A 24,181-nucleotide genomic window follows, 5' to 3' on the forward strand; every position below is an offset into this window, starting at 1 on the left:
GACAGACCAATTAATAATATCAAAATTCAAATCAATTAATTTCACCCAACGGGTAAAATTTATTTTTATTTAAGCCGCAAAACTTCTGCTGTATGTTTTCTTATTTCTGCCAAAAGCTCTGGTTTATCGTTTAAAGTCTGGCCGTAAGATGGAATCATATTTTTCATTTTAGCTTCCCATTCCGGTGATTTGCACTGATTAGCAAAACATCTGCCAATTAAATCTATCATAATAGAAACGGCAGTAGAAGCTCCCGGAGAAGCACCTAATAAAACAGCCAGTGTTCCGTCATGAGTATTAATGACTTCTGTCCCAAATTCTAAAATCCCGCCTTCTTTTTCATCTTTTTTGATCACCTGAACACGTTGTCCTGCTTGCTCCAAAATCCAGTCTTTGGATCTTGCTGTAGGCAAATATTCGCGTAAAGCTTTAATCCTGTCTTTTGGAGATTGTCTTACCTGCTCTATTAAATATTTTGTCAATGGAATATTATGAAATCCTGCAGACAACATCGGAATGAGGTTATTTGCTTTTATAGACAATGGTAAATCCAAATAAGAACCATTTTTAAGAAAACGAGTTGAAAATCCTGCAAAAGGACCAAAAAGCAAAGCTTTTTCACCATCGATTACCCGTGTATCAATATGCGGAACCGACATAGGTGGTGCTCCAACGCTTGCTTTTCCATATACTTTTGCCTGGTGTTTAGCTATTATTTCAGGATTTGTACATTTTAACCATTGACCGCTTACAGGGAAACCTCCATAACCATCACCTTCAGGAACATTTGCTTTTTCCAGTAATGGCAATGAACCACCTCCTGCACCAATAAATACAAATTTAGTATATGTTTTGCGCTTCTGTCCTGTTGCTAAATCTGTAATCTTGATGCGCCAGGTTTTATCGTCCCGTTGTTTTAATTTATCTACTTCATGGTTAAAATATAAATTTACTCCATCAAGTTTTTCCAAATAATTAAACATACTTCTTGTTAAAGCGCCAAAATTAACGTCGGTACCAATTGCCATTGAAGTTGCTGCCAATTTTTCGGCTGGCTCTCTTCCTTCCATTACAAGAGGCATCCATTGGTTTAACTGCTCGAAATCAGTACTAAAAAGCATTTCGGCAAATAATGGATTTTTTTGTAAGGCTTCGAAACGCGTTTTAAGATATTGTACGTTTTTCTCACCCCATACAAAACTCATATGAGGAACACTTTTAATAAAATTATCAGGAGTTGGCACTTTTTTTTGTTGTACCAAATAAGACCAAAACTGACGTGAAACCTCAAAAGATTCGGCAATACTGATTGCTTTTTTTGGATCTACACTTCCATCTGCTTTTTCAGGTGTATAATTCAACTCACAAAATGCAGAGTGCCCTGTTCCTGCATTATTCCATGCATCAGAACTTTCGGCTGCAGCAATATCAAGTCTTTCGTAAATATCAATTGTAATATCAGGTTGTAATTCTTTCAAAATTACTCCCAGGGTGGCACTCATAATTCCAGCTCCTATAAGTACTACTTCACTATTTGAACGTATCGTTTTGTCAGGCATAACAGTAATTTTATTTAAAATGCAAAGGTACTTTTTATAATCTCAAAAAAAAACTAAATCAGTAAAGATAAAAGTTAGATAATTATAAATTTTTCTAAATAAAGTGAAATTTATAAGCCTAAAACCTATAAACGGTTAGAAGAAAGATAGTCCTGAAGCATAATCGTTGCGGAAATTTCATCAATCAACCCTTTGTTCTGACGCTGTTTTTTGCTAAGTCCGCTGTCGATCATGGTTTGAAATGCCATTTTTGAAGTAAAACGCTCATCGACACGCACGACTTTCATATCCGGAAAAATATTCGAAAAATGTGTTACAAATCCTTTCACGATTGAAGCGCTTTCTGAAGGCTGCCCATTCATTTGCTTGGGTTCGCCAATTAAGACCACTTCCACTTTTTCTTTATTAAAATAGTCTTTGAGGAAATCAATTAAAGTGCTGGTAGGAACAGTTGTTAATCCTGAAGCAATAATCTGCATTTCATCAGTAACTGCGATTCCTGTGCGCTTTTGTCCGTAATCTATGGAGAGAATTCTTGGCATTTTATAATTTTTATCAAAGATAACTATTTTAATTTTCCGATTCTCAGCAACAATGGAAATGTCACTTTCTTATCATTTTTAAGCCATGAAGATTTTAAATCATCATAAATAAGGTCTATTGGGTTTTGATTATTTTTTGAAATATAATGCTGTACCGATGACCAGGTTTGAATATATCCAATAAGTTCTTCAAAAGTCCATGTAAATTGATTTTCAAATTTCTTTTCTGGAATTTCTTCAAATGGAAACGGAATTGTTTTGTAATTTTTATCCAGATATTTTCTTTCAGGATCCCAATAAGGCCCTACGATATCATAATAAAAGTGATGCAATATTGTATCTGAATCCGAATTAGTAGAAAATAATCCGTAACCCATTATTGCAAAAATCCCATCAGGTTTTAATATTCTGTAAACTTCTTTATAAAATGGTTCAAAATCAAACCAATGAACTGCCTGCGCAACGGTAATCAAATCAAATTTTTTATTTTCAAAAGCAGTATTTTCGGCAGATTCCTTACTGTAAATTATATTATCAGTCTTAATTGCATTATCCAGTTGCTTTTGACTGATATCTGTTGCAAATACATTTTTGAAATAAGTCGAAATTTTATGTGCTACCTGTCCGTTTCCGGTGGCAACATCAAGCGCAGTAAATTTATTATTGACAAATGAAATGATATATTCAATCATTTCATCAGGATATTGAGGACGAAATTTAGAATAATCAACAGCCTGTTTAGAAAAATTATCTTTCATAAATTCAATTATTCAATTACATTAAAGATACTGGATTTTTTCACGTTACTAAAATTTTCTCCTTAACTTAATCAGAAACAATAAAATCCGCTTCAAAAATTTTGAAACGGATTTCCTCCAACATTAAAACTAAAAAAAGCTATTACTTATCTATTAAATAAACGACCAAAAAAACTCCGTTCGTCTTCTTCCTCAATTTCTTCATTTTGCAAAGATTTCGATTGAGTTTTTTCATACTCATAAATTAACTCCTTAATGTATTCTACATAACTACGGTTCTTTTCTTCTAAAAATCCTATTAAATATTTTTCACTGAATTCTACTCCGCTTGCTGCTTCAATCTGCAATAATTTTTTATATAATGGCTCAATGTGTAAAGCGATGACTTCCTGAGGAACTGCTTGCCTTCTTCCAAAATAATTAACTATAACTCCATTTTCGTCTTTTGCAATTTCAAAATCGGTAATTACCCAATAATACCTTCCTGACTTGGCCAGATTTTTTACGACTGCATGAAAGTTTTTACCTTTTTTAAGATTTTCCCAAAGCACTTTAAAAATCACTTTTGGCATATCGGGATGTCTTATAATATTATGTGGCTGCCCCATGAGTTCATAATCTTCATAGCCGCAAACATCTATAAAAACTTCGTTTGCATATTCTATAATTCCAAATGCATTGGTTTTACTCATGATAACCTGAGTTTTGTCCCATGAAACTTCTTTATCAATAATTGGAACTCGGTTTTGAAGTTGATTTTCTTGATTCATATTATTAGTGTAAATTGTAATTATATATTTATTAATGAAAAGTCTTAATTATGAAGCGAAATTAAACAGAAGTTGTAATTCAAAATCTGATATTTATCATTTGAAAAAAATAAAGATTAAGTTCAGAATATGCTTTTCAGATAAATCAATTCGTAAATTAAAAAACAAAAAGTTAAATATGTAACATTTTCAAATTGATTTGCCTTTTTGATTTTATACAAATACGTTATCTTTGCCAAAAATTTAACTATATGAATTCTTTACAGACTATAATTGAACAAGCTTGGGAAAACAGAGCTTTATTGCAAGAATCCACTACTACTGATGCTATCAGGGAAGTTATAGAATTATTAGATTCTGGAAAACTTCGTGTTGCTGAACCAATTGGCGACGGATGGCAGGTGAATGAATGGGTAAAAAAAGCAGTTGTAATGTATTTCCCTATTCAAAAAATGGAAACATTAGAAGCTGGTATCTTTGAGTACAACGATAAAATGTTGCTAAAAAGAGATTATGCTGAAAAAGGAGTTCGTGTAGTTCCAGGAGCTTCTGCCCGTTATGGTGCTTATATTTCCAGTGGTGTAATTATGATGCCAAGTTATGTAAACATTGGTGCGTATGTTGATGCCGGAACAATGGTAGATACCTGGGCAACTGTTGGCAGTTGTGCCCAAATTGGTAAAGATGTTCACCTAAGTGGTGGTGTTGGAATTGGTGGTGTTTTAGAGCCTTTGCAAGCTGCACCGGTAATTATTGAAGATGGTGTATTCGTTGGATCAAGATGCATTGTTGTCGAAGGCGTTCACGTAGGTAAAGAAGCGGTTCTTGGAGCAAACGTCTGCTTGACTGCTTCTACTAAAATCATTGACGTTACCGGAGAAACTCCGGTTGAAATGAAAGGTTTTGTTCCTGCACGTTCAGTTGTTATTCCGGGAAGTTATACTAAAAAATTCGCTGCAGGTGAATTCCAGGTTCCATGTGCCTTAATCATTGGAACCCGTAAGCCTTCAACTGATTTGAAAACATCATTGAATAATGCTTTACGCGAATATGACGTAGCGGTATAAAAAATCAAATTCCTTAAAATAAAAATTCCAAATTTCAATTGACAAGTCGATTGGAATTTGGAATTTTATTTTATAATAATCTTAGGATTGAAATCTATATTTTACCTATTTTTCTTTTCAGGTATTTCTTCCTGGTAATTTTTCTTTTAAATTGAGTTGTTTTTTCAAGAAGAATAGCGTGTAATTTTTCTTCAGGCTCATTACTTAATTTGGCATACGTCTTTGCTATCACTTTTACCATCGTTTTAGACAACCACATTTTCTTAAAATTATCCATTCGTTCTTCAATAGATAAGTTTTTGAAATTCATTCGGTTCAAATCGATCAAATAGAACTCGTATTTTCCTGTGTCCTTTTTTACCACCAAAGTATTTCCTGGAGAATGATCCAGAAAATTAACTTTCGCTTCGTGCATTTTAAAAGTAAAGGCAGCAAATTGTTCTAAAATCATATTACGTTCAGGAAATAATGGATCGTGAATCAGTTCACGGATTGTAAAATCATAATCGATTTGTTGACAGATGTAATAACTGTCTTTCAAAAGTCCCAATCCGCTTCTGCTTTCAATATAAGCAATTGGAAAAGGGGTTAAAATGGCATGATCAATCAAATAATTGGCATAATCAAAAGAACGTTTGGCTTTGGTACTTCGAAAAAAAGAATATATAATTGATTTAAACCATCCCGGTTTCTGAAAAAATTTAATGTTTACTTTTCCACTTCCAAGAAAATTAGATTTTATAATATTTCGGGCACCCTTAACAATCAATTCTCCATCAGTAAAAAAAACAGTAACCAATTGAAGAATAGAATTTTCCTGATTTTTATATTTAGGATGGTGGATAATTTTCACGATGAATTATTTTATTTGGTTTAAAAGTATAAAAAATAGTACTTTGCGGCAAGAAATAGTTTTATGAAGAAAGTTTTAATCATACAAAATAAGCGTATTGGTGATGTTTTAATCAGTTCGGTGATTGCTAATAATTTTAAAGCAAAATATCCAGATAGCGAAGTTCATTTTATGGCTTACGATTTTACTCATGGTGTAATTTTGAACAATCCCAATATTGATAAAATTATTTCTATCAATGACAAGGAATTAAAGAAACTTCCTGTTTTATTTAAATTGATTAAGCAAATCAGAAAAGAGAGATACGATATTATTTTTGATCCCTACTCCAAAACACAAAGTAAACTGATTTGTAAATTCTCTAAAGCCAAACAAACTATTGGCCATAAAAGCCGAAAAAAACTCGGCAATTGGGGTTATTATACACATCCGGTAACCATTTCTAAAGAAAAAACCAAGATTTGCGGAAAAGCAATTGAGGATAGAATTCATTTATTAAGCCAGGCTGGCAATTTTGAGCCTATTGATTACGAACCTAAAATATTTTTAACCGAAGAAGAAAAAAAGGAAGACTGGCTAGGCAAATATGCTGATAAAAAAGTTATCGTTTTGGGTGTTTTAGGAAGCACTCCGCAAAAATCGATGCCTTATGAATACGTTGCCCAAATAGTTGATTTTATTGCTTCTAACTATGATGTGAATATCCTTTTTAATTATGCCCCTTATCAAAAAGAAGAAGCACAGAAAATTTATGAAATGTGCCAAAATAAATCCAGTATCATTTTGGATATTTATGCCAAAAGCATTCGTGATTTTATTAAATTAATGAATCAATCTGCACTTTTGGTTTCTAATGAAGGCGGAACGGTACACATTGCCAAAGCGCTAAACAAGCCTACCTTTACTATATTTTCCCCATATGTAAACAAAGATCATTGGGCCAGTTTTGAAGAAGGAAAATTCCATCATTCAGTTCATTTGCTGGAAATGAAACCCAATTTATTCGACAGCTTTACTTTTGAGGAACGCAAAAAAATAGAAAAAAATCCGGATGAATTATACAAGCAATTAACGCCTGAAATGATAATTCCTGAGCTGGATAAGTTTTTGAAGGATAATTTGTGATTTTTAAAAACTGTATTTTATGGCACAAAGCGAACTAAATTAAGATGGTAAAAGTCATTTTATGGCATGAATAAACTAGTTAGTGGCAAGCTTACAGAAAATATCGCTTAAAGAATGAAAACAGACAATTCGATAAAAGAAATAACTATTGCGGCGATTACTCGTAAAGCAATGAATCCTGAAAGCTGGATTTATTCGAAAGTTTGTATCGAAAATAAATCCGATGAATTTGTTCTTGAAGAAAATGAATTGCCAATTTTTGAAATAAACAGTTTGAAAGTGAAAACCATTGTCACAACTCGTCGCATAATCGAAAAGGATAATGAAAAAATATTTTTCATAAACTTTGACGAAATTGACGATGTAGTTTATGGAGATTTTAAAAAACAAATAAACAAACCCGAATTGTCGATATTCAGAATCGTTGATATGTTTGGTGAAGAATATGATTTCCAAATGGAAACTGGAAAAGCATCAATCGGATTGATTAATAGTGTGAATACAGTACTAAAATTAAAAGCCAGCCACTAACAGCCGTTACAAGCGATTTGCGGATTTAGTGGAATTACCGTTTTTTAATCATATTTTCGTTAAGCCGAAAATATACGTTTTCAAAACCCGCAAACCTCTTGTAGCGCCAAGACGTTAGCACTCATTACGAAAAACCAACAACCATTAAATATAAAATTTATGATTTGTCAATCAATCAAAACTTGCGCATCGGAAGTTTTTCACTGGATCTCCAGACAAAATGAAGTTGGTGAAGAATCTATAACAGATTGGGGATTATATCGGGCTAGTCAATTAGATGGGCGAATACAATATTTGCAATTTAATAGACATCAAGAAGGAAAATTTACTGGAGCCGATTTTGAATTATGGATTCTAACAGATACAATCTATTTTAAGGCTCGAGTTCAAGCAAAAAGATTACGAGCTAGAAAAGATTTATATCCTGGCATTGCTCACTCAAACAAATATGGATTACAAATCGACAAATTGATCAAAGACGCAAGCAGAGGTGGATTTCGCCCACTCTATGCTTTCTATAACAATGAAAATCACACAAGTCAATGCAGGAAGAATGTTATTAATGAAGGTATTTATTTAGCCGATGCTAACATAATTCATAATGATATTTTTTCAGTTCCTAAAAGAGCAATAGACTCAGCACATCTGATTTCAAAATCTACACCTTTTTCTTGCTGGTTTTGTTGTTCTCTATATGAATCTTCAAGTCACGAAACATTTTTAGACTTCTTAAACTTATATTATCCTGCGCAAAATGGAGATAACACAAGTGGAATAACCAATGAATTTCCTAATTATATTTCTTCGCTACTAGGACTTAAAACACAAAGTGAAGCAAAATTAGATTATGATTTCCAAAAAGAGTTTAGAATTTTAAATAATGTAGACGGGATATTGTTAATTGACAATAGGAAACAGTAACGAGTGCTAACCGTCGTTTGGCAATATGGCGGGATTAGGCTTAATTTGAAGATGGTTTTGTACTTGGAAAATTAGTCATTAACCGAAAGATTAGGCTTCCTTAGTCCGCCACATCGCCAAGCGACCAAACGTTAGCGAACATTGAAGAATTCCCGAACAAAAAGAATAACTTCTAATTGAGAAGAATCAAGTATGAATACTGAAAGAAAAAAGAATTTTGAAAGAGAATACAATCATCTATTAGCTCATTATAAGCACATTCAACAAAATCAAATAAATAATTGGGTTCGTTCTTTAATTACATCTCAAACAAAACATATAACACAATTAATTCCAAATTTTACAATTAATGGATTTTACAGAGCGCGCAAACATAACATTTTGGAGGGTACAGAAAAAAAATCTGAAATCACAAAGTTCACTTGTGAGTCGCAATTTTGGAATCCACCAATAGATTTATGCCTAAAACGTGGTCGATGCAATGATATACACGAGAGTCTACTTTACTGCTCAACTGAAATATTTACCGCAATTATCGAGGTAAGACCGGAAAAAGGAGAATTTGTCACCATAGCATTGTTTAAACCATTAGAACCTGAAAAATATAAAGGAGCTCGAGTGAAATTTGTTGGTCTAAAATCACTCTCCAAAATTCCACAATTAGAACATATACTTGGAGACGATATTGAAAAAGATTTAGAAGAATTAGAATTGGACGAAATTTTAGATGACTTATTTCATAAAAAGATTACGCCTGAAACTGAAGATTTATATAGGTTAAGTATAGCTGTTACTAAAAGTATGATGACTACACTTTACGAACCAGATGAAGGAGTATATTATGAAATTCACGGAATGCTTTATCCAAGTATAGAATGTAATAGAGAAAGTTTCAATATTATATATAAACCTGAACACGCAAAATTACATTTTGGTATCTCACAACTTCGTACCTTTAAAATTCTGGAAAGCAATTCTGAAAGAATTATTGTAAAAGAAATTAGAGTAGCATATCAGAAACCAACTCCGCGAATGGATCCATTCGACTATTATGGATTCAAATGGCAAAATATTGATAATCCAAAAACTTTAGAGTTAAAACTTGAATAAATATAGCAACGATTCGCTAAGCCGTTACATGCGATTTGCGGATTTAGTGGAATTAGCGTTTTTTAATCCTATTTTCGGTTAGCCGAAAATACTCAGTTTCAAAACCCGCAAACCGCTTGTAGCGCCAGAACGTCAGGCTGTGAAAAAACTAAGTCAAAAAGAGAATCTATTCGGATACCTGTCGGAGAAAAATTTCATACAGCCGATTCTCAGGAGGTCTTTTTGAGTTTATTCACAGACTGACGTTGGTGGCAATTTAACCCGAAATTGCGCAAAAATAGACAATATGAAAAGTTTGAAAATAATATTTCTAATATTCTTTACACTTTTAATTTCTTGCAACAAAAAACAAGAATTGAAAAGGGAAAAAATAGAAAATGATTCTGTAATTGTTTACAACGAAGATGAATATTATAAAACTAAATCAAAAAAAATAAAAGTAATTGATACAACTTGTGATTTTGAAGAACAGAGAGCTGAAAAAGATATAAAACAAGGTAAGTTAACTTATACTTTTATTTATGGCATTGGTGTTTATGACATTAGCAACAAAGAAATGAACGAATTGCTATCTAAGTATTCAATAAAATTGAACAAAGTTTCAATGTCTTGTTCTCGTCCACCAAAAGGTTTTAAATGGAATTGCTATGCAAAACTGATGAATTTAGCAATAGAGAAAAAATTTGGAGAAAAGTTTATTGATTCTTTGAGAAATATTGCAGACAAACAATTCGTTGAAAAAAATCCAAACTTTATCTTCAGTTTTTTTGATTGCGAAACAACTTCAAGATATGTAAATGCGAAAAGTTATGAAGAGTTTTTAGAAAAACCTGAAAGTGATTTCATGATTGAGCTAAATTATCCAAAATTGAGTAAAGAACAAATTAAAAAAGAAAAGGCTAACACAGAAGTTACCTTTGTTATTTACAGAAATGGAACAGTTGGACGAATTAAAGTCGAGAGTGATTTTAAAATTGCTGGAGACCTAGATTTTGCAAGATATTTTGAAAAAGAAGCGATTAATTTTGTAAAAAAAGCTAAATGGAAATCAGCACTTTACAGAGGAATCAAAGTGAATAGTGATATGCATTTGAACTTGTATAATAAATAAACTGCCACCAACAGCGGCTAAGACGAGATTGCTGATTTTCGGTTACCGGAAATTTCATTTTCACGAAGAAAGTTTTATCTTGGCAGAGAAAACCCAGCTCGCTTTTACCAGCAACCACGCTTAGCCGCGAAACGTTGTACGATATTAACAAACGCTATGTGTATTATAACATTTAACATACAATCAACCAACATAAGAAGAAAATATGAAATCAATTCGCTTAATTCCATTATTAATGATTTTACTCTCAGTGCCTTCAATCGTCTTTTCCCAAGACTCGTTGGTAACTAAAATTACTAAGGAAAACTTTACGACATTTTCGGTAGATAAAAAATCTTTTAGAGGAAACGGATGGGATACATTAGTTAATCGAATACAAAAATCGGATTTTGTATTAATTGGTGAAGACCATTTTTCAAATGAAATCCCCTTTTTCTTTTCAGCAATAGCCAACAAAGTTAAATTTGATAATTTCTTTTGTGAAATAGACCCATATTCGGCAAAACTTATAGAATCTAAAATCCAAAATCTTTCCGAGATACAATTGAGAAATTATGTAAACGACTTTGGAGATGTTTTTTCTTTTTATTCTTTTGATCCCGAATTTCAACTTCTTAAGCAATTAGTAAAATCAAAAACTTCTATTTATGGAACTGACCAAATATTATTGGTAGCAGACAGGCTAATCTGTAATGAATTAAAACAGAAAACCAAGAATGATAAAGCAAAGAAAATTTATGAGAATATTGAGCGGAAATCAAAAGCATATTTTGCAGACTTTTTGAAAGACCAAAGCAAGCCATTTTATATGAAAACTGATGAGTTTGAAAATGAAATTTCAGCTCTTCAACAGCTTAAATTAAGCCAAGAGGAAAAGGAAAAAGTCGCAGCGCTTAAATTAACGGCAAAAATTTATAAAGATGAAAACAGTCATCATTTACGAATTCAATTGATGAAAAATAATTTAATGAAAGTGTATTCTGAATGGGAAAATAAGAAAAATCTATTCAAATTTGGAGCTAACCATATGGCAAAGGGTGAAAGTTTATTGGAAATATATGATCTTGGTAATTTAATAAATAATATAGCAGATAGCAAGTTCAAAAAATCCTTACATATAATGATTTTAGGGAAATCTGGCACACTATCATCACCTTTTAAAGGTTTTCCAGATGAGATAGTTGACGAAAACAGTGCCAGCTCCAAATTATTACAGCCTATATTTAACAATGTTACCACGGAGCAATGGCATTGTTTCGATATGCTTCCCCTTAGAACTGCCTTAGAAAACGGAAAAGTAAAAGTAAAAGATATTAAGTTGTCAAGAATAATAAAGGGGTTTGATTATGTAATTGTCATTCCGAAAGTTACTGCCTCAAGATTTCCAAAGACAGAATAAGAACATCGTACAACAAGAGTTTTGCGTCAGGCGGGCTAAAGTGCAAAATTCAACAGCAGTTTTTCAATTAAACTTTAGTAATAAAATCAGCTTTTGTGCTTCGATTTCCCGCCCGAACGCAAAGCCCCGAAACGTTGGGCTGTGAAAAAACTAAGTCAAAAAGAGAAGATATTCGGATACCTCTGTCGGAGAAAAATTTCATAAAGCCGATTCTCAGGAGGTCTTTTTGAGTTTATTCACAGACTGACGTTAGCGCTAATTGTTTACGACTGTGGTAATAATGAAAATCTAACTGAATTGAACGGCAAAATAAAATACGAGTTTACTGAAAAAGCATGGCAACACTCTTCGCCTGGTGGTTGGTATTTTGTTTCGCTTCCAACAGAAATGGCTCAAGAAATCAGAAATACTTTTAAATCGGAAGAAGAAGGTTGGGGAAGATTGAAAGCGGCAGCCAGAATTGGAAAAAGTGATTGGAAAACCGCAATATGGTTTGACACTAAAAAAAACACATATTTGTTACCGTTGAAAGCAGAAATACGGAAAAGAGAAAACATTGATGCAGAAATGGAAATAGATGTAATAATTTGGCTGTAAATGTTTCTGGAGAATTACAACTAGCGCTAACAGCCGTTACAAGCGATTTGCGAATTTAGTGGAATTATCGTTTTTTAATCCTATTTTCGTGAAGCCGAAAATACTCAGTTTCAAAACCCGCAAACCGCTTGTAGCGCCAGAACGTCAGGCTGTGAAAAAACTAAGTCAAAAAGAGAATCTATTCGGATACCTGTCGGAGAAAAATTTCATACAGCCGATTCTCAGAGACTCATTTTGAGTTTATTCACAGACTGACGTTATGTGACATAATCGAAAAAATGACAACATCAGTTAAATATTTAATCAAATTTGGAAGCGAAGAAAACATTAAAAACCTCTTTGAAAAAGGAGAGATTTTTATGAATACAATCAAAACTTTCAAAAATCTTGATAAAAAAGATATTGGGGACAAATATGAAGGTAGCGCAAAAATTATTAATCCGACAGAAAGTAAATTGACATTAAAATTCCCAAATAATCCAATAACTATAAATCCAATTAAAATGCAACTTTGGCAAACTCCAAATGAACATATTGGAAATATTTATTCTACATATGCGATTTCAGACCAATTAGTTAGAAGGAAAAGCACTCATAGAATTGACCCGAGAATGCAAATTTTTGGTTCTCATTGCTTAATAATCAAAGATGTAATGGGATTTTTGGAAGGGATTTTTAGCGAACTCGATGAACAAAATATTTGCTATTCTCATAATTTGGTAACATATTATGATTATAGTAAACTCAATCATAAAATAACTCTATTTGCTAAATCTCATTTATTGAGTTATCAGAAAGAACATAGAATTGTAGCAAAAACTGAAAAGGATTTACCCTTGAAGTTTGGAATTGGCTCTATGGAAAATTATTCTGAAATATATACTGCAAATGATTTTATTAAAGGAGCAGTTGTTGAACTAATATAATTACGTCACATAAGCCGTTTGGCGAGATTTCGGTAAGTTGAGCGTTCTTTTTTCCGAAGAAAGTTTATGACGCATGAGGGATTGCAGTGAAGCTCTTTTTTGAGGCTTTTTCTGCCTCAAAAAAAGCGGGAACGAAAAGCCCGACCCAAAGTTGCAAGGAGGAACGACAAAGGAACTTTAGGTCATGCCAAAAAAAAGAAAGACTTAAACAAAGCAACCTTACAAAGTTGCTTTCTTCTTTTCTATTCCAAAATCAGTCCATTTTTTCTTTTGAGATTTAGTTTCTTTTCGGATGTTTTTATTTTTATTGATGGATTCCGGAGTCGCATAACCACGAGGATGATCGAGATGCAGGCAAGTAGTACTGTATCGTATTTGTTTCGCCTTTATCCCGTAATTCACCAATCGTTCTCCTAATTCCCTGTCCTGGCCTCCATATTGCATCCGCTGGTCAAAACCATTAATAGCCAGAATATCTTTTTTCCATCCTGAAGCATTGTGTCCGTTCCAGCTTGGAGTTGTTGGTGTTAAAAAGTTTAAAAGAGCACTTTTTAAACCCGTTGCGCTTACTTTATTATTTTTAAAAGAGGCTTTCATTCCGTTTTTCTTTAGCCAGGAAACATCAAAACATTTTCCGGAGTAAATATCTTCTTTTGTAATATTTTGGGAAAGTTCCAAAGGTAATTTATGATAACCACCGGAAAGGAAATAACCTTCTTCCCTGAATTTAATATGCTGCTCAACAAAATCAGGACGCGGAATACAATCACCATCGGACATCATTATGTAGTCTGTCGTGCAGGCTAATATGGCTTTGTTTAAAATCTGGGATTTCTGAAAACCATTGTCTTCGTGCCAAACGTGAATAATTGGATAAAAAACTTCCTTTTTTAATTCTTCAATTAAGTCGAAAGTCTCCTGTCGTGAACCATCATCGGCAATAACCATTTCGAAATTACGATAGGTTTGTGTGTTGTATCCCCAAATGACTTTTTTAAGCCATTCAACAGAATTATACGTACTAATTATAACGGAAATATTCTTTTGCATAATCCTGCAAAGATAATCCAAAATTGTTAATTTTGTTTTTCCTAAAATAAAAAAATGACCAGATTAAGCGTAATAATTCCTACTTACAACGAAATTGATTATATAGAAGATGCCATAAAATCAATTGAATTTGCTGATGAAATTATTGTAATTGATTCATATAGCTCTGATGGGACCAAAGAAAAAGCAATCGAATTAGGATGTAAAGTACTGGACAGGAAGTTTGATAATTTCTCCAGCCAAAAAAACCATGCTATTGCTGAAGCCACAGGAGATTGGGTTCTATTTATTGATGCTGATGAGCGTGTTTCGCAAAAGCTGAAAATTGAAATCTTATCGGTTATTGAAAACGGAAAACACAAGGGATATAAGTTACAATTTCCACATTTTTACATGAATCGTTTTTTATACCATAAAGTGGATAAAGTAGTGCGTTTGGTAAAAAATGATTCTATTTCTTTCTCAGGAGATGTCCATGAAAAACTCCTGTTCCAAGGAAGTACAGGGACTTTGAAAAACTTTATGATTCATTATACGTATAAAGGTCTTTTTCATTTATTGCAAAAAAAGGATTCTTATGCCTGGTTTCAGGCCAATACTGCTGTAAAAAAAGGAAAAAAAGCAGGTTATTTTCAGTTGATTTTCAAACCTTTTTATCGCTTTTTCTCTTCTTATATTTTAAAAGGAGGGTTTATGGATGGAGTTCCGGGTTTGGCTCTTGCCACCGTGAATGCTTATGGGGTATTTTCGAGGTATGCTAAAATTATTTTAATCGAAAAGGGATTAAAATAATTTTAGCTTTCCGAAACGTAATTTCAATTTAAACTTTATCATACTATATTCTCCTTTTATATCGATTCGTTGAATTTCATACGGATTCTTAAAAGGAAATTTGTTGATTCTGTTCCCAATTCTTAATCCTGCCTTTATATTATTCTGTTGTAGAACAGTCTTAAATATTGATTTATGAGGTTCTTTTTTAGGATAATTTCCATACGGATAAGCTAAAGCATTATACACTTTCAGGTCATTTTGCTTAATAATTTCAAAACATTTAGAAAAATCGGCATCCATTTCATCTTTTGTTAAAGCTGCATATCTTTTATGTTCGAAAGAATGCAAACCCAACTCTATGCTGTTATCTAATGATTTTAACTGCTGAACAGTCATAATTTTCTCCTTTCCTGAGTTCCATAAATCGACATTTCCAATATAACCAAACGGAATGAAAAAAGTAGCCTTCAAATTGTATTTCTGAAGTAGAGGAACAGCATAAATCAACTGATTTTCAGTGACATCATCAAAAGTAATCACTATACTTTTTGAATCAATTATTGTTTTGTTTTCCAACTCTGAAAAATGGTATGTTGTATATCCTTTTAGATTCAAATAACGAAACTGTTCTTCTAATTTTTCAGTAAAAATAGTAAGCCCGTTACTGTTCTTATCATCAGAAACATTATGGTACATTAATATAGGTAAACGTGTCATCTCTTTAAATTGCATTTAAACGTAAAATTATTACATTTGCACTTCATAAACTTCTTTATGCAGGAAAATAATTTGTTTTCAAAAAATAGTATTGGGTTTGACGAATACAATTCGCATTTAACATTAGAAGCAAAAGAGCTTGCTAACATATTGTATGACAAGAGAATCAGACCAAATTACTTTCATTTAATCGCAATTCCTTTTGGAAATTTTATCAAAAATTATTTTTTTAAACTCCAAATACTAAAAGGCAAACAAGGGTTTATCATCTCTTACATTCAAGCTTTTGCGACTTTTAAAAAATATTTATTTTTATGGTTAAAGTATCGAAAAATGGAATAAAGCCTGTCGTATTAGGTATGAAGTTAACGTTTTAATAAATTATAAATCAAGCAAACAAAAGCCCAAATGCATAACCTTTTTTACTCAAATTATGCTTTATAAAACAATATCTGTTTAGATTTGTTTTTTTAGATCGCAAAAAAAGTTTTATTTTGACTTATTTGCACACTTTGCCTTATTTAAACGTTATTTGCACCTTTGGTCATTATATCGAAAAGTAGAATAAAAATATTAAATACATCTAAATGTTTGAAATTGCAGCTATAATTATAAATTATAATTCGAATGTTTTAACCCGGGAATGCATTATAAGCATTTTAGAAAAAACAGATCCTTCCCTAAATTTACAAATAATTGTTGTTGATAATTGCTCTGAAGAAGAAGATTATTTTTCGTTAAAACAATTTTGCGACACCCATCCTTATGAGAATCTTAAACTAGTAAGAAATAAAATCAACACAGGATTTGGAGCAGGAAACATGGCCGGTTATCATTATGCTAATGCAAAATATGTTGCTTTTGTAAATAATGACACCTTATTTTTAAACGATTGTTTGTCTATTTTAAAAGCGGCTATCGAAAAAGACGACAACATTAGTATTGTTGGTGGTCAGTCATTCAAAGAAAACACTAAAAAAATGGTTGCTTTTGATCATTTTACATCAATTACAAGAGAACTTTTGGGCAGGGACTTTTTGGAAAAAATTAATTCAAAAAAATATCCAAAAAGGAAATCAGAATATGTAAATCCGTTAAAAGTGAATTATGTTCAGGGCAGTTTTATGTTTATAAGATCTAAAGATTTTAATGATGTTGGCGGTTTTGACACTAACATTTTCCTCTATTATGAAGAAACGGATTTATCAATGCGTCTTCAAAAAAATGGAAAATCATCTTATCTGATTCCAGATGCTAAATACATCCATTATCATGGAGCAAGTACACCAAAAAGTATTTTAATTAAAGCCGAATTAAAAATCTCATTGTTATATGTAATCCGAAAACATTCTGGGTATTTTGGGCATAAGGTTGTATTGATGTTTTTAATCCTGAAATACTTTTTCAGCAGTATTTTCAAACCCAAAAATTGGCCTTTATTTATATTACTGTTAACTGGAGCCCCATTGTCAAAATCCCTTAAAACCAAACAAAAACTAGTAAAATCATAATTTTACTATGAAGTTAAAAAAGTATGTAGGGTAATAAACTTGACAGGATCATTTTAACCGGCAGATTTAATTTTAATAAATAAATAATGAAAATAGAAAATAAATTAGAAATAGTATTAATTACATACAATAGATCGAAATTATTAGAAAACACTTTAAACCAATTTTTAAATTCACCATTTAAAGATTGCAAAATAACCATACTTAATAACTGCTCTACAGATGATACTATTCAAATTTCCAATTCATTTATCAATAAATTTTTAAATTTAAAAGTAATAACCAATAAACTCAATATTGGAGCCAATGCCAACATAATGAGGGCGATAGAAATCGTTGATTTAGATTACATTTGGATAGTTTGTGACGACGATAATTATGATTTCTCTTATTGTGATGATGTTATTGATTGTATAATTAATGAAAAGGCAGAGTTGATAAATATGGGAGCGCATGCAGATTATGTTTGGTCTTTTGGAGGAAGAAACGAATTAGTTAAAAAATTATACAGTGAAGGTTACCCCTATTTTAAAGCATCTTCGTTTCTGCCTAACAGCATTTTTAAAAAAGAAGCTTTTATTCCCTTTATAATTAGTGGATATAATAATATTGGTAATATGTACCCACATATGCCATTTTTACTTTCATTTTATTCGTTAAATAAAAACATATATATCGCAAAAAAAAGAATTGTTACAGCAGTTATCGGAGAACAATCTTATAATCAGAAAGATGTGACTGATGGTTGGCTAAATACATCTAAATTATTAAAAAACAGATCGGACATTAATAAATGTTTTTTTGATCAACGAAACCATAAAGGATTTAGGCATCAAATTGAGAATTCTTTGGCCTATACATTCAAATCAATCTTAGGCAAGTTTTACTATAAAACCATTAGGGGAATTTTTCAGATATTATCACCGGTTCAAAAAATAATTTATACACTTTTCGTCATACCTTATGTTTTAGTTAGGTTATTAGTTGCAAGTTTTAAAAAAAGCAAACATTAAATATCTTTGCATCTTATAAAAAATAAAATGGACATTAATCAGGAAATAATCAACGCATTCGAAGTAATACAACAAGGAGGCATTATCCTTTACCCAACAGATACTGTTTGGGGAATTGGCTGTGACGCTACCAATCCGGAAGCTGTTGCCAAAATATACCAGCTTAAACAACGTGCAGAAACAAAAAGTATGATTGTATTGATGAATGGTGAAAAAATGATGTACAATGTCTTTAAAAACATTCCGGAAGTTGCCTGGCAAATTTTAGATTTATCTGAAAAACCAACTACTTTAATTTTAGACCAGCCACGAAATGTAGCACCCAATATTATTGCAGAAGATAACTCTCTTGGGATACGTTTGGTAAAAGAACCTTTTTGCTTTAAATTACTGGAAAGAATGAAAAAGCCATTAGTTTCAACCTCCGCTAATATCTCAGGACAGCCAACTCCGATTGCTTTTAAGGATATCAATCCTGAAATAATCAAAGGAGTTGATTATGTGGTAAAACTAAATCAGGATAAGGTTGCCGGAAAGCCTTCAACCATTATAAAACTGACAAATGATTCTCAGGTAAAAGTAATACGTAAGTAATTACCAATTGTTAATTTGATTAGCTTTTACTTTGAAAAATTTAAATCATTTTTAAACTCACAATCAGTAAGTCAATATCTTCTTTTGTGTTATAATGACTCAGGGAAATTCTGAGATTTGGCAACTTCAAATCGTTCTCTGAAAGCATTTCTTTCAAAACATGAGAAGGCTTAATACTTCCGGACTGGCACGCACTTCCTCTGGAAACTGCAATTCCTTTCATATCCAAATTAAACAATAACATTGACGTTTTATCTGATGAGAAAGGCAAAATTATATTCAGAAGATTGTAAAAATCTTCCTTCTTACCATTGATTCTAAAGTCCGGAAAATGCGTTTCCAGCTGATTTATGAGATATAGTTTTAAATCCGTTATATATTCTCTCTCTTCATTTAGATTTTCATATGAAATTGACAAGGCTTTTGACATTCCCGCTATTTGATGCACAGCTTCAGTTCCTGCACGAAGTCCTTTTTCCTGCTCTCCCCCAAAAATTAAAGGCTGCAAACCGGAATTTTTTCGGATAAAAGCGAAACCAACTCCTTTGGGTCCGTGAAATTTATGGGCACTTGCCACAATAAAATCGACTGATGTTTTTTGCAGATCAATTTCAGTTTTACCAACAGACTGAACAGTATCCGAATGAAATAAGGTATCGTATTGTTTACAGATAACACTTACCCTATCAAAATCCAAAATAGCTCCTGTTTCATTATTTACATGCATCAGACTAACTAATGTTTTTTTTTCGTCTGACAATAAATTGGATAAATGAGTCAAATCAATGCTTCCATCATTATTTACAGTAACATAATCAACCTGAATATTATATTCTGACTGCAGTACTAAAACCGGATGCAAAACGGCATGATGTTCAATTCTTGTGGTAATAATCCGCTCGATTTTTAAATCTTTTACAGCAGAACGAAGAATCCAGTTATTGGCTTCAGTTCCACCGGAAGCGAAAATAATTTCCTGTGCGGAACAATTTAAATGTTTGGCAATACTCTTTCTGGAAAGCTCCAAAATGGTTTTAGCATTTCGTCCAGAACTGTGTGTAGAAGATGGATTGCCAAAATCTACTGTCATAACCCTAATCATTTCCTCTATCACTTCAGGGCGAATAGCAGTTGTAGAAGCGTTATCTAAATATACTTTTTTCATTGACGCAAAGTTATGAAATATCAATTGTCTATTCTTAAATAACATTTGCGAAATTTTTCACTATTTTTGAAGCAAATATATAAATGATGAAAAAATATACCTGCCTGTTATTAATTACCCTCTTACTAAATGGTTGTGATGATGGTGATTTAACAATTGAAACTTTTGATTTTGGCACTATTACAGCAGTAAGCTGCCCAGGAACGGAAGATTATGAACTAATATATAAGTTAAAAGGTCAGGAAAGTTTATTGTTGCAATTACCTGACGAAGTGCTTAAAAACGAAATTACAGGAGATGGAGATCCTCAGGAATTTAATATTGACGATACTTCTATTAGATTAGTTTACAGAGCATATGATGGCCCCATTACATCTGATAATATTTGTAATCCTATAAAACCTGTAAGCCCAAATATAACTAATGAATGGTCTGCAGTTGGAGGTAAAATCATAATTACCACAACAGCAAATTACGAGACAAATACAACAAATAACAGCACTAGAATATCTGGCTATACACATAACATTCTTTTAGAGAACGTAACCTATTCTAAACCTTCAGGAACCCAAGTTGGACCTTCGTTTACCTTTGGTGATTTTAAAACAGAATTGGAGGACACAGAAACATTAATTTTAATTTTTGATGACTCTGCTTCGCAATGTCTTACCTCAAAACAGGTATATAATTTTAGTGGCTCTGAATCATTCACGATAGATAATCTGGATCCGAATTTAATAGTTAATATACCAACTGAACCGAATACTCCAAGAGTTCAGAATATAACGCCTACTATCAATAAAGTTACTTTTAAAGTATATAGCAACGGGACAGTTACTGATGATTATTTTTGTAAAACTACTCCTCCAACAACTCCAACTGTAAGGGAAACCTGGATTGCAGAAAGTGGTACTATATCAGTTGAAACCTCAACTCTTGCTAACAATTTTAAACACATAATTACATTTAAGAATGTAAAACTTGTTAAGGGAAATGTCAGTTTCTTATTAGGTAATAATTTTAAATCCTGGGAGCTCATTACTACTCCATAAGATATTTAGCAAACAAATATTCTTACAAAATAAGCGTCTTTTTTTTCACTGTTTTCAATTTAGAAACGGTAAAAAAACAGACGCTTATTTTTATGTATAAAATTAATGATTTTAAGTAACAGATACGTTTATTTGTTATTCTGTCTAAAATAAACTTCGGTTGCGCCCAAACCATATTTTTGATAATTGGCATCCTGAAAATCGATCCCATCATAACGGCCTAATAAAAAGTCGAGTTCTGCTTTTAGAATTCCTTCGCCAACCCCGTGAATAAAAACAATTTTTGGAATGCGGTTTCTGATCGCAAATTCAATGTGCCTTTTTGCTGTTTCAGTCTGTAATGTAAGGATATCATAATTTGACATTCCACGTTTATTTGGAACCAGTTTTTCTATATGCAAATCGAATTCAGGAGCTGCAATTTCACGCTTGTCTTTCTTTTCTTTTACAAAACTTCTGGATCTGGGCTCTTCTTTTTCTTTAGAAACCTCATCTATATTAATTCTTTTAATAGAATTCATTAAATTACTGGAATCGTGAATTTTAATCAATTCATTGACAAAAAATGTCATCGTGAATCCGTCTTCAGTTTCAATCAAAATCTCTTTGTCTTTAACTGCAATTACTGTTCCGTTTATGGCTTCATCCAAAACCGAAACCTTATCTCCTTTATTCAGCATCCTCTTCTTCTTTATCTTTATTTTTACTTGGTGTTTTTGCACTTAGCTGCATCATTCCATACATAAAAATCACAATTGCAATTACCATTATATAGGTGTTTTTTTCTCCTGACACCTGTTGATAAAATGCAATTGATATGGCGAGAATCATTATTAAAATTTTAAAAGCTTTCATATTTTTTTCTTTCAGACTTCAAAAGTAATGAACTTATAACAACTGATATCAACTATAGGGATCATATCAAAATATTTTTCGTAAAATTGTAAAAACAAAAACTGTGGATTTAGAAAACTATATGCTGCCGTGTTTATTCAAAACACTGTTCGGATTCGAGTGTTTAGGATGCGGTTTTCAACGCGCTTTTTTCTTACTTTTACAAGGGCATTTCATAGGTGCTTTTAAGATGTATCCGGCAATTTATTCTGCACTTTTATTTCTAGGATTTACAGCTTTATACTTTTATGATAAATCCACAAATCACAAAAAAGCGCTTTGGATTTCTGGAATCGCAAATGGGATATTTATGATTGGCGGTTATTATTACAAACACTTTTATTAGTGTTTGTATTTAAACAGATTACTTCTTAATCTGATCCAGAATATCATTCATCATCTCGATTTGAACTTTCTGAATTTCGATTAATTCCTGTTGCTGGTGCATAATTAAATGATCAATTTTATCGTGAATCATTCTAATTTCTAATTCTGATTTCAGGTTAATCATATAATCTTTTTTGGCCCGGTTTCTGTCTTTTTCTTCCTGACGATTTTGACTCATCATAATTACCGGAGCCTGCAATGCAGCAACGCATGACAGAATCAGATTCAATAAAATAAACGGATAGGGATCAAAGCCCTTATTCAACAAAATGTAAACATTAGCGGCAATCCAGAGGACGATAAAAAGCAGAAATGAAATAATAAAAGTCCAGCTTCCGCCAAAATCTGCAACATTATCTGCTATCCTCTGGCCGAAACTTCTTTTTTCTTCTTCATCTTCAACAATGCTCACTATTGATTTATCTTGTTTTAACGATGAGATAACATTTTTTTCCATATCAGAAAGTGCTCCAATCTCTGTAGACAAATAATTAGATATATATTGCTGTCGGTAAATATTTAATTCTGAAATGGCTATAAAATCGCTTTCACAAAACGAGGGATGCTCTTTAACTATTAGTCCTAAAATTGGGTTGTGAATAGATTTTCCTGAAATTTTCTCACTTACAGGAAAAAGAAGATCAGAAATAGCACTTTTAAAAGTTGAATTATTTTTCATTTTTCAAATATATTTTACTGGCTAATTTACACATTTAAGTTCTTAACCATTTTATAAATTATTGCCTCCAAAATTTCTTTTATTTATCACAAATAGAATTTCTAAATGAAAATTTCTTTAGTTAATTCCTGCCTATATTTACAAAAAACACCTTACTTTTAGCGTTTCAAATTATCCATTCAATTTTATAATTGTGTCAAAAGATCTCATCATACAAAATATAAAAGCCCTAAAAAGCCATTCAAATATAAATTACGGAATCAAGACTAAAACTGAGGATTTTACCGAGAAGCTTTTTTACACGCTTTTTGATTCTAATGCACCTTTGGATGAAAGCATCAATGAACTTGAAATTCGTTTCAAGGAAATTGCAGTTTTGGCCTGCAAAAAACCTGAAAACTTATGCGAATCTATTTGGGAACGCTATCTTGAAAAATTGCCTGAAGTATTAGAAAAACTGAATCAGGATGCTGAATATATATTAGAAAACGACCCGGCATCAAACAGCATTGATGAAGTTTATTTGGGATATCCCGGTTTTTACGCTATAGCTATTTACAGGTTAAGCCACGAATTATATAAACTTGATTTATTATTGTTTTCAAGATTAATGAGCGAATATGCACATCGAATTACCGGAACAGATATTCATGCAGGAGCTACTATAGCATCTCCTTTTTTTATCGATCATGCGACCGGAATCGTTATAGGCGAAACTACTGTTATTGAAAAATATGTAAAAATTTATCAGGGAGTTACATTAGGTGCTTTAAGTGTTAGTAAGGAAATGAAAAATGCAAAACGTCATCCAACAGTAGAAAAAAATGTATGCATTTATGCTAATGCAACTATTTTGGGTGGGCAAACTATTATTGGTAAAAATAGCATTATAGGCGGAAATGCCTGGGTTACCAAATCTATACCTGCTGGTTCTATTGTCATGAATACCACTACAACTGAAGTAAAAATAAAAGAAATAAAATAAAATGGGTCCAAAGAAATTGCTAAACCTAATTGGAAATACTCCATTGATGGAAACTGTCAATTTGGTTAAAAATAAAAACGTAAAACTTTTA

At 32.0% G+C, this 24,181-nt stretch carries 27 protein-coding genes; 16 read left to right on the forward strand and 11 right to left on the reverse strand.

All coding sequences use genetic code 11. The features are described 5' to 3' along the window. Positions 1-65: 65 nt before the first annotated feature. The 4 genes from ABI657_RS14580 to ABI657_RS14595 form a co-directional block, all read right to left on the reverse strand. The gene (locus ABI657_RS14580; RefSeq protein WP_348097999.1) at positions 66-1,559 is read right to left on the reverse strand and encodes a malate:quinone oxidoreductase; all 1,494 of its coding nucleotides are present in this window, start codon (positions 1,557-1,559) and stop codon (positions 66-68) included. 125 nt (positions 1,560-1,684) lie between these two features. Further along, positions 1,685-2,101, reverse strand: a complete 417-nt coding sequence (gene ruvX, locus ABI657_RS14585) for a Holliday junction resolvase RuvX (protein ID WP_348098000.1) — start codon at positions 2,099-2,101, stop codon at positions 1,685-1,687. A 23-nt stretch (positions 2,102-2,124) separates the two neighbouring features. Beyond that, positions 2,125-2,859 carry a class I SAM-dependent methyltransferase gene (locus ABI657_RS14590; protein WP_348098001.1) on the reverse strand — a complete coding sequence of 245 codons (735 nt, stop codon included), beginning with the start codon at positions 2,857-2,859 and terminating at the stop codon, positions 2,125-2,127. Positions 2,860-3,005: 146 nt separating this feature from the next. Continuing rightward, a complete protein-coding gene (locus ABI657_RS14595) occupies positions 3,006-3,629 on the reverse strand; it encodes a PAS domain-containing protein (RefSeq protein WP_348098002.1) in 624 nt (207 codons plus the stop codon). 251 nt (positions 3,630-3,880) lie between these two features. On the opposite strand from ABI657_RS14595, the gene ABI657_RS14600 reads away from it, so the two are divergent. Next, the gene (locus ABI657_RS14600; RefSeq protein WP_348098003.1) at positions 3,881-4,696 is read left to right on the forward strand and encodes a 2,3,4,5-tetrahydropyridine-2,6-dicarboxylate N-succinyltransferase; all 816 of its coding nucleotides are present in this window, start codon (positions 3,881-3,883) and stop codon (positions 4,694-4,696) included. Positions 4,697-4,790: 94 nt separating this feature from the next. Here ABI657_RS14600 and ABI657_RS14605 read toward each other — a convergent pair whose 3' ends face one another. Next, positions 4,791-5,549, reverse strand: a complete 759-nt coding sequence (locus tag ABI657_RS14605) for a lipopolysaccharide kinase InaA family protein (protein ID WP_348098004.1) — start codon at positions 5,547-5,549, stop codon at positions 4,791-4,793. A gap of 63 nt (positions 5,550-5,612) precedes the next feature. Between ABI657_RS14605 and ABI657_RS14610 the strand changes: the two genes are divergently transcribed. From ABI657_RS14610 to ABI657_RS14645, 8 genes are all read left to right on the forward strand, one after another. Then, complete coding sequence (locus ABI657_RS14610; RefSeq protein ID WP_348098005.1) at positions 5,613-6,674, forward strand: glycosyltransferase family 9 protein; 1,062 nt, start codon at positions 5,613-5,615, stop codon at positions 6,672-6,674. Between the two features lie 114 nt (positions 6,675-6,788). Further along, positions 6,789-7,205, forward strand: coding sequence for a hypothetical protein (locus ABI657_RS14615; protein ID WP_348098006.1), 417 nt, complete (start codon positions 6,789-6,791; stop codon positions 7,203-7,205). Positions 7,206-7,364: 159 nt separating this feature from the next. After that, positions 7,365-8,126: a DUF6615 family protein gene (locus ABI657_RS14620; RefSeq protein WP_348098007.1), complete on the forward strand. Its 762-nt coding sequence runs from the start codon at positions 7,365-7,367 to the stop codon at positions 8,124-8,126. 192 nt (positions 8,127-8,318) lie between these two features. Further along, a complete protein-coding gene (locus tag ABI657_RS14625; protein ID WP_348098008.1) occupies positions 8,319-9,236 on the forward strand; it encodes a hypothetical protein in 918 nt (305 codons plus the stop codon). Between the two features lie 286 nt (positions 9,237-9,522). Next, positions 9,523-10,347 carry a hypothetical protein gene (locus ABI657_RS14630; RefSeq protein WP_348098009.1) on the forward strand — a complete coding sequence of 275 codons (825 nt, stop codon included), beginning with the start codon at positions 9,523-9,525 and terminating at the stop codon, positions 10,345-10,347. A 205-nt stretch (positions 10,348-10,552) separates the two neighbouring features. Then, positions 10,553-11,746, forward strand: coding sequence for a hypothetical protein (locus ABI657_RS14635; RefSeq protein WP_348098010.1), 1,194 nt, complete (start codon positions 10,553-10,555; stop codon positions 11,744-11,746). A gap of 297 nt (positions 11,747-12,043) precedes the next feature. Next, positions 12,044-12,343, forward strand: coding sequence for a DUF1905 domain-containing protein (locus ABI657_RS14640; RefSeq protein WP_348098011.1), 300 nt, complete (start codon positions 12,044-12,046; stop codon positions 12,341-12,343). A 278-nt stretch (positions 12,344-12,621) separates the two neighbouring features. Next, positions 12,622-13,269 carry a hypothetical protein gene (locus ABI657_RS14645; protein WP_348098012.1) on the forward strand — a complete coding sequence of 216 codons (648 nt, stop codon included), beginning with the start codon at positions 12,622-12,624 and terminating at the stop codon, positions 13,267-13,269. A gap of 219 nt (positions 13,270-13,488) precedes the next feature. On the opposite strand, the gene ABI657_RS14650 is transcribed toward ABI657_RS14645, so the two are convergent. Further along, positions 13,489-14,319: a glycosyltransferase family 2 protein gene (locus tag ABI657_RS14650; RefSeq protein WP_348098013.1), complete on the reverse strand. Its 831-nt coding sequence runs from the start codon at positions 14,317-14,319 to the stop codon at positions 13,489-13,491. Positions 14,320-14,373: 54 nt separating this feature from the next. On the opposite strand from ABI657_RS14650, the gene ABI657_RS14655 reads away from it, so the two are divergent. Beyond that, positions 14,374-15,111, forward strand: coding sequence for a glycosyltransferase family 2 protein (locus ABI657_RS14655; protein ID WP_348098014.1), 738 nt, complete (start codon positions 14,374-14,376; stop codon positions 15,109-15,111). Here the strand turns inward: ABI657_RS14655 and ABI657_RS14660 are convergent. Further along, positions 15,103-15,810 (reverse strand): polysaccharide deacetylase family protein, encoded by a 708-nt coding sequence (locus ABI657_RS14660; RefSeq protein WP_348098015.1) that lies wholly within the window; start codon positions 15,808-15,810, stop codon positions 15,103-15,105. The two genes, ABI657_RS14655 and ABI657_RS14660, sit on opposite strands and share 9 nt — an antisense overlap. A 587-nt stretch (positions 15,811-16,397) precedes the next feature. Here ABI657_RS14660 and ABI657_RS14665 point away from each other — a divergent pair. From ABI657_RS14665 to ABI657_RS14675, 3 genes are all read left to right on the forward strand, one after another. Further along, complete coding sequence (locus ABI657_RS14665; RefSeq protein ID WP_348098016.1) at positions 16,398-17,321, forward strand: glycosyltransferase family 2 protein; 924 nt, start codon at positions 16,398-16,400, stop codon at positions 17,319-17,321. An 86-nt stretch (positions 17,322-17,407) separates the two neighbouring features. Then, positions 17,408-18,334 carry a glycosyltransferase family 2 protein gene (locus ABI657_RS14670; RefSeq protein ID WP_348098017.1) on the forward strand — a complete coding sequence of 309 codons (927 nt, stop codon included), beginning with the start codon at positions 17,408-17,410 and terminating at the stop codon, positions 18,332-18,334. A 27-nt stretch (positions 18,335-18,361) separates the two neighbouring features. Further along, complete coding sequence (locus tag ABI657_RS14675; protein ID WP_348098018.1) at positions 18,362-18,928, forward strand: L-threonylcarbamoyladenylate synthase; 567 nt, start codon at positions 18,362-18,364, stop codon at positions 18,926-18,928. A 40-nt stretch (positions 18,929-18,968) separates the two neighbouring features. Here ABI657_RS14675 and ABI657_RS14680 read toward each other — a convergent pair whose 3' ends face one another. After that, positions 18,969-20,093: a cysteine desulfurase family protein gene (locus tag ABI657_RS14680; RefSeq protein WP_348098019.1), complete on the reverse strand. Its 1,125-nt coding sequence runs from the start codon at positions 20,091-20,093 to the stop codon at positions 18,969-18,971. 86 nt (positions 20,094-20,179) lie between these two features. Between ABI657_RS14680 and ABI657_RS14685 the strand changes: the two genes are divergently transcribed. Then, positions 20,180-21,145 (forward strand): hypothetical protein, encoded by a 966-nt coding sequence (locus ABI657_RS14685; protein WP_348098020.1) that lies wholly within the window; start codon positions 20,180-20,182, stop codon positions 21,143-21,145. A 128-nt stretch (positions 21,146-21,273) separates the two neighbouring features. Here ABI657_RS14685 and ABI657_RS14690 read toward each other — a convergent pair whose 3' ends face one another. After that, positions 21,274-21,825 carry a Smr/MutS family protein gene (locus tag ABI657_RS14690; protein WP_348098021.1) on the reverse strand — a complete coding sequence of 184 codons (552 nt, stop codon included), beginning with the start codon at positions 21,823-21,825 and terminating at the stop codon, positions 21,274-21,276. Then, on the reverse strand, positions 21,815-21,976 hold the full coding sequence (locus ABI657_RS14695) for a hypothetical protein (protein WP_348098022.1): 162 nt from the start codon (positions 21,974-21,976) through the stop codon (positions 21,815-21,817). The genes ABI657_RS14690 and ABI657_RS14695 overlap by 11 nt, the downstream gene beginning before the upstream one ends. 127 nt (positions 21,977-22,103) lie before the next feature. Between ABI657_RS14695 and ABI657_RS14700 the strand changes: the two genes are divergently transcribed. Further along, complete coding sequence (locus ABI657_RS14700; RefSeq protein WP_348098023.1) at positions 22,104-22,385, forward strand: DUF2752 domain-containing protein; 282 nt, start codon at positions 22,104-22,106, stop codon at positions 22,383-22,385. Positions 22,386-22,403: 18 nt separating this feature from the next. Here the strand turns inward: ABI657_RS14700 and ABI657_RS14705 are convergent, their stop codons facing one another. Beyond that, positions 22,404-23,105 (reverse strand): DUF1003 domain-containing protein, encoded by a 702-nt coding sequence (locus ABI657_RS14705; protein ID WP_348098024.1) that lies wholly within the window; start codon positions 23,103-23,105, stop codon positions 22,404-22,406. 193 nt (positions 23,106-23,298) lie between these two features. Between ABI657_RS14705 and epsC the strand changes: the two genes are divergently transcribed. Then, positions 23,299-24,090 carry a serine O-acetyltransferase EpsC gene (gene epsC, locus ABI657_RS14710; protein ID WP_348098025.1) on the forward strand — a complete coding sequence of 264 codons (792 nt, stop codon included), beginning with the start codon at positions 23,299-23,301 and terminating at the stop codon, positions 24,088-24,090. Positions 24,091-24,181: the final 91 nt, after the last annotated feature.

This window comes from Flavobacterium sp. (genome assembly GCF_039930565.1).
Classification (GTDB): Bacteria; Bacteroidota; Bacteroidia; order Flavobacteriales; family Flavobacteriaceae; genus Flavobacterium.

Excerpts from the sequence above, each read along its gene's own strand:
- ABI657_RS14630 (WP_348098009.1), top strand. The coding sequence starts at position 9,523 with ATGAAAAGTTTGAAAATAATATTTCTAATATTCTTTACACTTTTAATT.
- ABI657_RS14610 (WP_348098005.1), top strand. The coding sequence starts at position 5,613 with ATGAAGAAAGTTTTAATCATACAAAATAAGCGTATTGGTGATGTTTTA.
- ABI657_RS14670 (WP_348098017.1), top strand. The coding sequence starts at position 17,408 with ATGAAAATAGAAAATAAATTAGAAATAGTATTAATTACATACAATAGA.
- ABI657_RS14620 (WP_348098007.1), top strand. The coding sequence starts at position 7,365 with ATGATTTGTCAATCAATCAAAACTTGCGCATCGGAAGTTTTTCACTGG.
- ABI657_RS14600 (WP_348098003.1), top strand. The coding sequence starts at position 3,881 with ATGAATTCTTTACAGACTATAATTGAACAAGCTTGGGAAAACAGAGCT.
- ruvX (WP_348098000.1), bottom strand. The coding sequence starts at position 2,101 with ATGCCAAGAATTCTCTCCATAGATTACGGACAAAAGCGCACAGGAATC.
- ABI657_RS14615 (WP_348098006.1), top strand. The coding sequence starts at position 6,789 with ATGAAAACAGACAATTCGATAAAAGAAATAACTATTGCGGCGATTACT.
- ABI657_RS14595 (WP_348098002.1), bottom strand. The coding sequence starts at position 3,629 with ATGAATCAAGAAAATCAACTTCAAAACCGAGTTCCAATTATTGATAAA.
- ABI657_RS14675 (WP_348098018.1), top strand. The coding sequence starts at position 18,362 with ATGGACATTAATCAGGAAATAATCAACGCATTCGAAGTAATACAACAA.
- ABI657_RS14650 (WP_348098013.1), bottom strand. The coding sequence starts at position 14,319 with ATGCAAAAGAATATTTCCGTTATAATTAGTACGTATAATTCTGTTGAA.
- ABI657_RS14680 (WP_348098019.1), bottom strand. The coding sequence starts at position 20,093 with ATGAAAAAAGTATATTTAGATAACGCTTCTACAACTGCTATTCGCCCT.
- ABI657_RS14660 (WP_348098015.1), bottom strand. The coding sequence starts at position 15,810 with ATGACACGTTTACCTATATTAATGTACCATAATGTTTCTGATGATAAG.
- ABI657_RS14695 (WP_348098022.1), bottom strand. The coding sequence starts at position 21,976 with ATGATTCTCGCCATATCAATTGCATTTTATCAACAGGTGTCAGGAGAA.
- ABI657_RS14705 (WP_348098024.1), bottom strand. The coding sequence starts at position 23,105 with ATGAAAAATAATTCAACTTTTAAAAGTGCTATTTCTGATCTTCTTTTT.
- ABI657_RS14580 (WP_348097999.1), bottom strand. The coding sequence starts at position 1,559 with ATGCCTGACAAAACGATACGTTCAAATAGTGAAGTAGTACTTATAGGA.
- ABI657_RS14590 (WP_348098001.1), bottom strand. The coding sequence starts at position 2,859 with ATGAAAGATAATTTTTCTAAACAGGCTGTTGATTATTCTAAATTTCGT.
- ABI657_RS14690 (WP_348098021.1), bottom strand. The coding sequence starts at position 21,825 with ATGCTGAATAAAGGAGATAAGGTTTCGGTTTTGGATGAAGCCATAAAC.
- ABI657_RS14685 (WP_348098020.1), top strand. The coding sequence starts at position 20,180 with ATGAAAAAATATACCTGCCTGTTATTAATTACCCTCTTACTAAATGGT.
- ABI657_RS14655 (WP_348098014.1), top strand. The coding sequence starts at position 14,374 with ATGACCAGATTAAGCGTAATAATTCCTACTTACAACGAAATTGATTAT.
- ABI657_RS14635 (WP_348098010.1), top strand. The coding sequence starts at position 10,553 with ATGAAATCAATTCGCTTAATTCCATTATTAATGATTTTACTCTCAGTG.
- ABI657_RS14645 (WP_348098012.1), top strand. The coding sequence starts at position 12,622 with ATGACAACATCAGTTAAATATTTAATCAAATTTGGAAGCGAAGAAAAC.
- ABI657_RS14665 (WP_348098016.1), top strand. The coding sequence starts at position 16,398 with ATGTTTGAAATTGCAGCTATAATTATAAATTATAATTCGAATGTTTTA.
- ABI657_RS14625 (WP_348098008.1), top strand. The coding sequence starts at position 8,319 with ATGAATACTGAAAGAAAAAAGAATTTTGAAAGAGAATACAATCATCTA.